The organism is Brevundimonas sp. (assembly GCF_036677305.1).
Lineage (GTDB): Bacteria > Pseudomonadota > Alphaproteobacteria > Caulobacterales > Caulobacteraceae > Brevundimonas.
In genome coordinates this window covers 1-9,847 of sequence record NZ_JAKFEB010000100.1, presented here as the reverse complement: position 1 = coordinate 9,847, position 9,847 = coordinate 1, and the positions used below count along the sequence as shown (strand labels likewise).

The window sequence follows — 9,847 nt, the reverse complement described above, 5'->3', positions numbered from 1 at the left end:
AGCTTGAGGTTCGACAGGGGGCAGACCGTCAGCGTCATCCGCTCGTCGGCCAGCCGCTCGATCAGCCGCGGGTCCTCCATCGACCGGTTGCCGTGGTCCATCCGGTCGATGCGCAACACGTCCAGCGCCTCCCAGACATAGGCGGGCGGGCCTTCCTCGCCGGCGTGGGCGACGCGCTTCAGCCCCATCTGGCCGGCGCGCTCGAACACGTGCCGGAATTTCGAGGGCGGATGGCCGACCTCCGAGGAATCGAGGCCGACGCCCGCGATCCGGTCCAGCCAGGGCTCCGCCGCGTGGAGCGTGTCGATGGCGGCGGCCTCGTCGAGATGGCGCAGGAAGCACAGGATCAGTTTCGAGCTGACGCCCAGCTCGGCCTCGGCGGTCTTCATGCCCGCCAGCAGGCCGTCGGCCGCGACGCTGAACGGCAGGCCGCGGTCGGTATGGGTCTGGGGGTCGAAGAAGATTTCCGCATGCCGGACATTGTCGGCGGCGGCCCGGCGGAAATAGGCCAGGGCCAGGTCGTGGAAGTCCTGCTCGGTCCGCAGCACCTCGGCCCCGGCGTAATAGATGTCGAGGAAGTCCTGCAGGTTCGAAAAATCATAGGCCGCGCGGACGGCCTCGACGCTGTCGAACGGAATGGAGACACGGTTTCTCTGCGCGAACTCGAACATCTGCTCGGGTTCGAGGCTGCCCTCGATGTGGAGGTGCAGTTCGGCCTTGGGCAGGCCGGCGATATAGGCGTCGAGCGACATGGGCGGCTCCCGGAAACAGGCCTCCAGTCTAACCTACATCCGGTCCGGCGTGTCGATTCCCAGCAGACGAAGGGCCGTCTCCAGCTGGTCCAGCGCCGCCTTCGACAGCGCCAGCCGCGAACCCCGCGTCGCCTCGTCCGGCGCGATCAGCACCGGGCAGGCGGCGTAGAATTTCGAGAAGCTCTGCGCCAGCCGGTAGGCGTGTTCGGCCACGACGTGCGGCATCCGCTTGTCGTAGGCCTCGGCCACGGCCTGCGAGAAGGCGTCCAGCGTCAGGGCCAGATCGCGTTCGGCCGGTTCGGCGATGACGATCGGGCCGGGCGCAGCGCCCTGGTCCGCGCCCTTGCGCAGCAGGGATTTGATGCGCACCGCCTGGTACAGCAGATAGGGTCCGGTCTTGCCCTCGAAGCTCATGAAGCGGTCGAGGTCGAAGACGTAGCTTGTGGTCCGGCTGTTCGACAGGTCGGCGAACTTCAGGGCGGCCACCGCCACCTTGTGGGCGATGGCCTCGAACTCGGCCTCGCTCAGGTCCTCGCCCAGATGCGCCTCGTGCAGGCGGTCGCGCGCCTTCTCCACCGCCATGGTGATCAGGTCGTGCAGCTTCAGGACGCCGCCCGCGCGGGTCTTGAAGGGCTTGCCGTCCGGGCCGTTCATGGTGCCGAAGCCGAGGTGGTCCAGCGATCCCTCGGCGGCGTAGCCTGCCAGATAGGCCGCCCGGAACACCTGTTCGAAATGCTCGGCCTGCCGCTCGTCGACGACGTACAGGATCAGGTCCGGGTCGATCGCCTTCCGCCGGTCCAGGATCGTGGCGAGGTCGGTCGTGCCGTACATGGCCGAGCCTTCCGAGCTGATGACCAGCAGGGGCGGGGGGCTGGGGGCCTCGATGACCGAGCCGTCCGCCAGCTTCTTCTTCCGGGTCTCGCCGGGCCGGGCGACGTGGACCACCCGGGCGCCGTCGTCCTCGACCAGCAGGCCGGTCTTTTCCAGGTGGGCGATCATCTCGGCCATGACCGGATCGGCGTCGCTCTCGCCGTTCCACAGGTCGAAGGTCACGCCCAGGGCGCCGAATTCGCGTTCCAGCGCCGTGCGGCTGACGGCGACGAAATGGGCCCAGAGCGCGCGGTAGCCCGGGCGTCCGCCCTGAAGCTCGGCGGTCGCCTTGCGGGCGCGGTCGCGGAAGCCCGCATCCTCCTTGGCCATGGCTGCGGCGGCGGGATAGAGGCGCTCCAGATCCTCCAGCGTCACCGGGCTTTCGGCCGGGAAGGGACCGTCGCCCTCGGCCAGGAAGCCGTCGGCCCTGCCCTCGTCGCCCACCGCGACGATCAGCAGCCCCATCTGGAAGCCCCAGTCGCCGAAATGGGCGTCGCCCCAGACGGTGTCGCCGCGGAAGCGGAACAGCCGCTTCAGGCTCTCGCCGATAATGGACGAGCGCAGGTGGCCGACGTGCATCGGCTTGGCCACGTTCGGTCCGGCGAAATCGATGACCACCTTGCGCGGCGCGGCGACCGTCGAGGCCCCGGAATGATCGGCGTCGGCGGCGACCTCGGCGGCCCGCGCCGACAGGGCTGTGTCGGCCAGCTTCAGATTGATGAAGCCCGGCCCCGCGACCTCGACCGAGGACAGGCGTGCGTCGCCGGCCAGCCGGTCGGCGACCCGGGTCGCCAGTTCGCGCGGATTGGCCTTCAGCGCCTTGGCGGCCGCGAGGGCCCCGTTCGACTGGAAATCGGCCAGGTCAGGGCGGTCGGAGGTGGTTACGCGGGCCAGCGAGGGCTCCACGCCTTCGGCGGCGAAGGCGGCCCCGACCGCTTCGCCCAGGACAGTTCTGAGGTCGGTCATTTACTGGGCCGGGGGAGGGGTGGTCGGCGCGGTTCCGGCATTGACGCGGAACCGGCTGCCGGAGCGGTTGAACTCGGCCATCTCCGGCGTGACGTCGAAGCCGACCAGGATCTCGAAATGGTCGCCGCTGGTCGTGGCGGTGGCGCGCGGGATCACGACGGTCTGATCCTGGGTCATGGTGGCGGTCTGGCCGCCGTCGAAGTCGACCGGGAGATCGAAATATTCCTTGGCCAGAATGGCCCGGTTCCGCTCGGTCACGGCGATCCAGTAGCGATAGGTGCGGCCGTCGCCCTGGGCCTGCGGCCCACGGCCCAGGTTGAACAGGATGCGCATCTCGACCGTGATGGGGTCGTCATTCATGTAGCCGCAGTCAGAGACCAGGCCCTCGATCTCGCCCGTGTAGCCGACGTTTGCCGCGGCGACCCGGTCCCCGGTCAGTTCGACGTAGCGGGCCGCGTCGTACAGGATCTTCACATACGGGCAGGGGCCGGCGGCGGCCCGCTCGCGCAGCGGCGCGATACGCGCCGGCCGCGGCTTGTCTTCCTGCTCGCCCGCTTGCGCCTGGTCCTGACCGGGACGGGTGGTCTGGCCCGGCCGGCCTTGCTGGCCGGTCGAATACTGGGCGTTGGCGGCCGTCGGCACGGCGACCGTGATCGCGGCGGCAGCGAGGGCCGAGGCCAGGGAAACCTTGAGGACGCGACGCATGCAGTGGTCTTCCGGAAACGAGGAGGTGCGGCGACAGCCCGACGCCCGGGCGGCACGCTCGCCGCTGATAGCGGCTAAACCGAGGCGCGGCAAACCCGCGCGCGCGGAAACCCCGACCGTGATGCAGGTGGCGGCGAGGGCCTCGAACGACTAGGTTCCGGCCATGACCGTCCACGCGCCCATTCACCCGGCCGACAAGCGCCCCCTGACCGTGCGTCTGGCCACGCCGCGCGGCTTCTGCGCGGGCGTCGACCGGGCCATCCAGATCGTCGAACGGGCCATCGGCAAGTACGGCGCGCCGGTCTATGTGCGGCACGAGATCGTCCACAACCGCCACGTGGTCGAGCGGCTCAAGGCCATGGGCGCCGTCTTCGTCAAGGAACTGGACGACTGTCCGGACGACCGGCCGGTGGTCTTTTCGGCGCATGGCGTGCCCAAGTCGGTCCCGGCCACCGCGCGGGCGCGGGACATGCTCTACCTCGACGCCACCTGCCCCCTGGTCTCCAAGGTCCACGTCGAGGCCGAACGCCACCACGCCGCCGGCCGCCACATCATCCTCATCGGCCACGCCGGCCACCCCGAGGTCGTCGGCACCATGGGCCAGCTGCCGCCGGACGCCATCAGCCTGGTCGAGACGGTCGCCGACGCGGAAACCTTCCAGCGCCCCGGCGACGCGCCGCTCGCCTATGCGACCCAGACGACCCTGTCGGTCGACGACACCAGCGAGATCCTGTCGGTCCTGAAGCGCCGCTTCCCCGAATTGCCCGATCCGCACAAGGAAGACATCTGCTACGCCACGACCAACCGCCAGGAGGCGGTCAAGCGGCTGGGCGCGGGCTGCGACCTGGTGCTGGTGGTCGGATCCGCCAACTCGTCCAACTCCGTGCGGCTGGTCGAGGTCGCCCTGCGCGCAGGGGCCCGCGACGCGCGGCTGGTCGACGACGCCGACAAGGTCGACTGGTCCTGGCTGGACGGCGTGTCGACCCTGGGCGTCACCGCCGGGGCCTCGGCGCCGGAGCGACTGATCGAGGAGCTGATCGAGGCCGTCCGGGTCCGGTTCGACGCCACGGTGATCGAGGACGACGGAGAACGCGAGACCGTCGCCTTCAAGCTGCCGCGCCTGCTCACGGCTTGATCGGGCCCGCCGGCGCTCTTGCGCAAGCGGAGCCTTTGGCCTTGGCTGGCGTTAACCCGGACCCAACCGTGGAGCTTCCATGCGCCGTCTTCGCAATGCCTGCACGATCGTCTCGACCCTGGCCCTGATCGCCGCCGCCGGCTGCACCCAGGAAGCCGAGGCCCCGCCCGCCGCCCCCGTTGAGCCGGTTCCGGCGCCGGCCGCGCCTGTGGGAACGCCTGTCAGCTATGCCTGCGAGAGCGGCCAGTCGGTCGCCGTCGGCTATCCCGACGCCTCCACGGCTCAACTGACCTGGAAGGGCCAGACCTATGTTCTGCGCACGGTCCAGGCCGCCTCCGGCGCGCGCTTCACCGGCTCGGGCATGGAGTGGCAGACCGTCACCGCGGACGGCCGGGAAAGCGGGACTCTCAGCCGCCTCGGCCCCAATCAGGATGTCGGCGTCGCCGTGCTGGAACGCTGCAGCCGTCCGTCGTCGGGCTCCGTCGCGCCCGGACCGGTTCCGACGTCCGAAACCGTGGCCGGCGGACCGTTGCCGCCCGCAGCCGTTCCCTGCAAGGGACCGCAGCTGAAGCTGTCGGCAGACGGCGGAGACGCGGGCATGGGGCACCGGGTCGCCATCGTCGGCGTCCAGAACGTCGGCGCCCAGGCCTGCAGCCTGACCGGCTATCCGACCGTGACGCTTCAGGACGCCCGCGGCCGCAATCTGACGACCGTTCGCTCGGAACAGAACCCCGGCAGCTATCTGCGTTCGGGCCAGTCTCCCGCGCCGGTGACTCTCCAGCCGCAGGGCAAGGCGTTCTTCGACGTGGCCTGGACGGTGGTGCCGAACGAGGCCAAGGGCGAAACCGCCTGCCCGAGCGCAGTCCGCATCCGGGCGACCGCGCCCGGCGACACCTCGCCCGCGACCCTGGCCCAGGCCTTCACCCCCTGCGGCGGGCGAATTCAGATCAGCCCGTTCCGGGCCGTCGCTGAACCGGCCCCGACGCCCGCAGCGTGAGCCGCGCGTTCGGCGGGGGTTCAAACGGCGGGAAAAACGGCGTAGCGGAGCGCCCATGACAGCGACCTTCTACGACCGCGTGCGCGCGGAACTCGCCGACATCGACGCCCAGGGGCTGACCAAGCCCGAGCGGATCATCGCCTCCCGTCAGGGCCCGGTGATCAGGGTCGGCGGGCGCGATGTGCTCAACTTCTGCGCCAACAACTACCTCGGCCTCGCCGGCGACGAGCGCGTGGCGCAAGCGGGAATCAGGGCCCAGGAACAGTGGGGCGCCGGCACGGCCTCCGTCCGCTTCATCTGCGGCACCCTGGAAATCCACAAGGAGCTGGAGCGGTCGATCGCCGACTATCTCGGTTTCGAGGATGCGATCCTGTTCGCGGCCGCCTTCGACGCCAACGGCGGCGTCTTCGAACCCCTGTTCGGTGCCGAGGACGCCATCATCTCCGACAGCCTCAACCACGCCTCGATCATCGACGGCGTGCGGCTGTGCAAGGCGAAGCGCTACCGCTTCGCGACCTCCGACATGAACGATCTCGAGACCCAGCTGAAGCAGGCCCGGGCCGACGGCGCGCGCGAGATCATCATCGCCACCGACGGCGCCTTCTCGATGGACGGCTATATCGCGAAGCTGAAGGACATCCGGGCGCTGGCGGACAAGTACGACGCCCTGATCATGGTCGACGACTGCCACGCCACCGGCTTCCTCGGTCCGATGGGTCGCGGCTCCTACGCCCATCACGGCGTCGAGGTCGATTTCGTCACCGGAACCTTCGGCAAGGCGCTGGGCGGGGCCATGGGCGGGTTCATCTGCGCGAAGGCGGAGATCGTCTCCCTGCTCAAGCAGCGCGCCCGGCCCTATCTCTTCTCCAACGCCCTGGCTCCGGCGGTCTGCGGCTCCAGCATGGAAGCGATCCGCATCGCCGGCGGCGACGAGGGAGACGCCCTGCGCAAACAGCTGTTCGCCAACGCGGCCCGCTATCGCGCCGCCATGACCGGGGCGGGCTTCGACCTGCTGCCGGGCGAGCACCCCATCATTCCGGTGATGCTGGGCGACGCCAAACTGGCCCAGGACTTCGCCGCCCGGGCGCTCGAGCTGGGCGTCTATGTCATCGGCTTCAGCTTCCCGGTCGTGCCCCGGGGACAGGCGCGCATCCGCACCCAGATGTCGGCGGCGCACACCTTCGAACAGATTGATCAAACGGTCGCGGCGTTCACGACGGCCGGACGCGAATTGGGAGTTATCTGATGGCGGACACCATGAAGGCCCTGGCCAAGACCAGGCCGGGCATTGGCCTTGAGCTGATCGACGCGCCGATCCCCGTCGCGGGTGACGAGGATGTGCTGATCCGCGTCAAGCGCACGGCCGTCTGCGGCACCGACATCCACATCTGGAACTGGGACGAGTGGTCCCAGAAGAATGTCCCCGTGCCGATGATCACGGGCCACGAGTTCGCCGGCGAGATCGTCGCCATCGGCAAGGACGTGGATCGCCGCCTGAAGATCGGCCAGCGCGTTTCGGCCGAGGGCCACGTCATCGACCTGAACTCGGAAGCGGCCCGCGCCGGCCACTTCCACCTCGACCCCGACACCCGCGGCATCGGCGTGAACCGTCAGGGCGCCTTCGCCGAGTTCGTCGTCGCCCCGGCCTTCAATGTGATCGAGTTGCCGGACGACGTGCCCTATGAGATCGGCTCGATTCTCGATCCGTTCGGCAACGCCGTGCATACGGCGCAGCAGTTCGACCTGCTGGGCGAGGACGTGCTGGTCACCGGCGCGGGCCCCATCGGCATGATGGCCGCCGCCGTTGCGCGCCACGCCGGCGCCCGCACCGTGGTCCTGACCGACATCAACGACTTCCGCCTTGAGCTGGCGCAGAAGGTCGCGCCGGGCGTTCGCACCGTGAACACGACGAAGGAAGACCTGCGCGACGTCATGCACGAACTGGGCCTGAAGGTCGGCTTCGACGTGGCGCTGGAGATGTCGGGCTCGCCCATCGCCTTCAAACAGTGCGTCGACACCCTGATCATGGGCGGCGGCATGGCCATGCTGGGCATTCCCTCGAAGCCGATGGAGACCGACTGGGGCGCCATCATCCTCAAGGCTCTGACCATCAAGGGCGTTTACGGGCGCGAGATGTTCACCACCTGGCGCAAGATGCTGGGCCTGCTCAAGGCCGGCCTCGACCTGACCCCGCTGATCACCCATCAGATGAGCTACGAGCGCTTCGAGGAGGGCTTCGAGGCCATGCGTTCGGGCCAGTCCGGCAAGGTGGTTCTGAACTGGGACAAGGCGGCCTGAGGCCCAGCCCATGTCCGGTGCGATAAGGGCCTTTCTGGAAGGCGAGGGTCCGGACGCGAGCGGCCGGACCCTGTTTGACGTTCTGGCCATGGACAACGCCGCGCTGGAGCGGAACCACGACTTCATCCAGTGGCTGTTCCCGCTGCGGGAGCCGTCGCGCGCCGTTCCGGACGCGCCGGTCCTGACGGACGCCGAGGTCGAGGCGATCCGGGAGTCGGGCATGGCCCAGTGCGCCCTCGCCGCGGCGACGGACCGCCTGCATGCCTTCTATCGCGACACCCACGACTGGCTGATGCCCAACGACCACAACCATCTGCGGATCACGCGGATCATCCGCTCGCTGCGGCTGCTGGTCGGCGACGAACAGGCTGACGCCTTCCTCGCCGCCATCCTGTCGCGGGTCGAGGCGACGCGGGCGCCGGTCAGCGCCCGCAGCCGCGGATACTGGACGACGGCCTAGGCGGCCGCCGCCGCCGGCTTGCCGCCGGTCGCCCGGAACACGATCACGGCGAAGGCGACCATGCCCAGCAAGACCAGGGTCGGGCCCACGATCATCAGGATCGGCACGACCGGCATCAGGCTGGCGATGGCCAGCAGCTGGATGGTCAGGCCGATCATCATGACCGGCAGGCCGATCACGGCCAGCGCCAGATGGACCTTCGGCAGCCAGCCGGCGGCGGCGTCCGGAAAGACGCGATAGAAGAGGCCGTACAGGAACATCGAAACCCAGCCGAGCAGGTTGATGTGCGCATGGACCGGCGAAACGATGAAATTGTGCGTCGCCCCCATCCAGTAGCCGAGCGAAACGCCGAGCACGACGAACAGGACGCTGAGACGCAGAAACGTGTTGGACATGGATCCCTCCGACAAAGGGCGATTTCGTAAACCGCCGTTTTCCCCGAATCCTAGTTACAACGTCGTCAGGTCAATGTCCTGATCAGGGCCTTCTCGAATCCCGCGGTGTCCGCCCCGGGCAGGGCGGCGGCCAGTTCGCCGCTCTCGAAAAGTTCGAACACCTTCGGATGCACGTAGGAAGACCGGCACACCGTCGGCGTATTGCCCAGCAGGCCGGCGACCGCTTTCACGCAGACGGTGATCCTGCGCTTCGCCTCGGTCGGAGTGGCCGGCGGGTCCATGTCGCGCAGGGCGCGGGCGGCCGAGACCGTCCCGGCCCAGGTGCGGAAATCCTTGGCCGAGAACTGATCGCCCATGGCCTCGCGGATATAGGCGTTCACATCGTCAGAGGTCAGGACGCTCAACCGGCCTTCGGCGTCCCGGTATTTGAACAGCTGCTGGCCCGGCAACTCGCGCAGGGAGCGGACCACGGTCGCGAGGCGACGGTCCCTGACCTTCACCTCATGCTCGACCCCGCTCTTGCCCTTGAAGGCGAAGGTCAGGGCGGTCCCGTCGACGTCGAGGTGCCGCTTGTTCAGCGTCGTCAGGCCGTAGGAACGGTTCTGCTTCGCATACTGGGCGTTGCCGACCCGGATCAGGGTGATCTCCAGCAGGCGCACGGCCGTGGCCAGGACCTTGTCCCGCGACACGCCCCGCTTGTTCAGATCGGCCTCGACCCGCTTGCGCAGCCGGGGCAGCGCGCGGGCGAAGGCGGGCAGACGCTCGAACTTGGTCTCGGCGGCGTGGCTGCTCCAGCCGTCGTGATACCGGTACTGTTTCCGGCCCCTGGCGTCCCGGCCTGTCGCCTGGATGTGACCCGAGGCCCGGGGGCAGATCCAGACCTCCGTCCAGGCCGGGGGAATGGCCAGCGCCCGGAGGCGCGCAAGCACCGCTTCGTCCCTGATCAGGGTCCCGCCGGCGTCGTGGTAGCTGAAACCCTTGCCCGAGGCGGTGCGCCGGATGCCCGGATGCTCGTCGCTGCAGTAGGTCAGGCCGCGCGGGACCTCGGTCGGATCGGCGACAGTCACACCCCGACCTCGCGCAGGATCTGGCGGAGACCATTGATCCAGTCGCGGGCGTCGTCCCCGCCCCACAGCATCCAGGCGATATAGCCCGTCGAGGGCTTGTCCGCGTCGCCCCAGCGGCGGGCGCGCTTGTCCACGGCGTGGCGGGCGAAATAGCTGTACATCGACTTGATGTCCCGGTCGCTGACCAGCCCGCGCTCCATCA

Annotated in this window: 11 protein-coding genes; 5 read left to right on the top strand and 6 right to left on the bottom strand. The window is 69.0% G+C overall.

Annotation, left to right across the window (positions count from 1 at the left end; all coding sequences use genetic code 11):
- The 3 genes from V6M42_RS06050 to V6M42_RS06040 form a co-directional block, all read right to left on the bottom strand.
- On the bottom strand, positions 1-752 hold a 752-nt coding region (locus tag V6M42_RS06050), incomplete at its 3' end, for an adenosine deaminase (protein ID WP_332677840.1).
- Positions 753-785: 33 nt separating this feature from the next.
- Complete coding sequence (gene argS, locus V6M42_RS06045; RefSeq protein WP_332658014.1) at positions 786-2,588, bottom strand: arginine--tRNA ligase; 1,803 nt, start codon at positions 2,586-2,588, stop codon at positions 786-788.
- Positions 2,589-3,293 carry a Tat pathway signal sequence domain protein gene (locus V6M42_RS06040; protein ID WP_332658013.1) on the bottom strand — a complete coding sequence of 235 codons (705 nt, stop codon included), beginning with the start codon at positions 3,291-3,293 and terminating at the stop codon, positions 2,589-2,591. It abuts the gene before it with no gap.
- A gap of 163 nt (positions 3,294-3,456) precedes the next feature.
- Here V6M42_RS06040 and ispH point away from each other — a divergent pair, with 163 nt between their 5' ends.
- The 5 genes from ispH to V6M42_RS06015 all read left to right on the top strand — a co-directional run bounded on the left by ispH (position 3,457) and on the right by V6M42_RS06015 (position 8,183).
- Positions 3,457-4,428, top strand: a complete 972-nt coding sequence (ispH, locus tag V6M42_RS06035) for a 4-hydroxy-3-methylbut-2-enyl diphosphate reductase (RefSeq protein ID WP_332677838.1) — start codon at positions 3,457-3,459, stop codon at positions 4,426-4,428.
- 79 nt (positions 4,429-4,507) lie between these two features.
- On the top strand, positions 4,508-5,425 hold the full coding sequence (locus V6M42_RS06030) for a DUF4232 domain-containing protein (RefSeq protein ID WP_332677835.1): 918 nt from the start codon (positions 4,508-4,510) through the stop codon (positions 5,423-5,425).
- A gap of 55 nt (positions 5,426-5,480) precedes the next feature.
- Positions 5,481-6,671 carry a glycine C-acetyltransferase gene (locus V6M42_RS06025; protein ID WP_332677833.1) on the top strand — a complete coding sequence of 397 codons (1,191 nt, stop codon included), beginning with the start codon at positions 5,481-5,483 and terminating at the stop codon, positions 6,669-6,671.
- Positions 6,671-7,723 carry an L-threonine 3-dehydrogenase gene (gene tdh / locus V6M42_RS06020; protein WP_332677831.1) on the top strand — a complete coding sequence of 351 codons (1,053 nt, stop codon included), beginning with the start codon at positions 6,671-6,673 and terminating at the stop codon, positions 7,721-7,723. The genes V6M42_RS06025 and tdh overlap by 1 nt, the downstream gene beginning before the upstream one ends.
- 10 nt (positions 7,724-7,733) lie before the next feature.
- On the top strand, positions 7,734-8,183 hold the full coding sequence (locus V6M42_RS06015) for an opioid growth factor receptor-related protein (RefSeq protein ID WP_332677829.1): 450 nt from the start codon (positions 7,734-7,736) through the stop codon (positions 8,181-8,183).
- Here V6M42_RS06015 and V6M42_RS06010 read toward each other — a convergent pair.
- The 3 genes from V6M42_RS06010 to V6M42_RS06000 all read right to left on the bottom strand — a co-directional run.
- Positions 8,180-8,578, bottom strand: a complete 399-nt coding sequence (locus V6M42_RS06010) for a hypothetical protein (protein WP_332677827.1) — start codon at positions 8,576-8,578, stop codon at positions 8,180-8,182. The two genes, V6M42_RS06015 and V6M42_RS06010, sit on opposite strands and share 4 nt — an antisense overlap.
- Positions 8,579-8,643: 65 nt before the next feature.
- Complete coding sequence (locus tag V6M42_RS06005) at positions 8,644-9,645, bottom strand: DNA topoisomerase IB (protein ID WP_332677825.1); 1,002 nt, start codon at positions 9,643-9,645, stop codon at positions 8,644-8,646.
- Positions 9,642-9,847: hypothetical protein (locus tag V6M42_RS06000; RefSeq protein ID WP_332677823.1), on the bottom strand; the 206-nt coding region annotated here is incomplete at its 5' end. The genes V6M42_RS06000 and V6M42_RS06005, both read right to left, overlap by 4 nt.

Excerpts from the sequence above, each read along its gene's own strand:
- V6M42_RS06010 (WP_332677827.1), bottom strand. The coding sequence starts at position 8,578 with ATGTCCAACACGTTTCTGCGTCTCAGCGTCCTGTTCGTCGTGCTCGGC.
- tdh (WP_332677831.1), top strand. The coding sequence starts at position 6,671 with ATGGCGGACACCATGAAGGCCCTGGCCAAGACCAGGCCGGGCATTGGC.
- argS (WP_332658014.1), bottom strand. The coding sequence starts at position 2,588 with ATGACCGACCTCAGAACTGTCCTGGGCGAAGCGGTCGGGGCCGCCTTC.
- V6M42_RS06040 (WP_332658013.1), bottom strand. The coding sequence starts at position 3,293 with ATGCGTCGCGTCCTCAAGGTTTCCCTGGCCTCGGCCCTCGCTGCCGCC.
- ispH (WP_332677838.1), top strand. The coding sequence starts at position 3,457 with ATGACCGTCCACGCGCCCATTCACCCGGCCGACAAGCGCCCCCTGACC.
- V6M42_RS06025 (WP_332677833.1), top strand. The coding sequence starts at position 5,481 with ATGACAGCGACCTTCTACGACCGCGTGCGCGCGGAACTCGCCGACATC.
- V6M42_RS06030 (WP_332677835.1), top strand. The coding sequence starts at position 4,508 with ATGCGCCGTCTTCGCAATGCCTGCACGATCGTCTCGACCCTGGCCCTG.
- V6M42_RS06015 (WP_332677829.1), top strand. The coding sequence starts at position 7,734 with ATGTCCGGTGCGATAAGGGCCTTTCTGGAAGGCGAGGGTCCGGACGCG.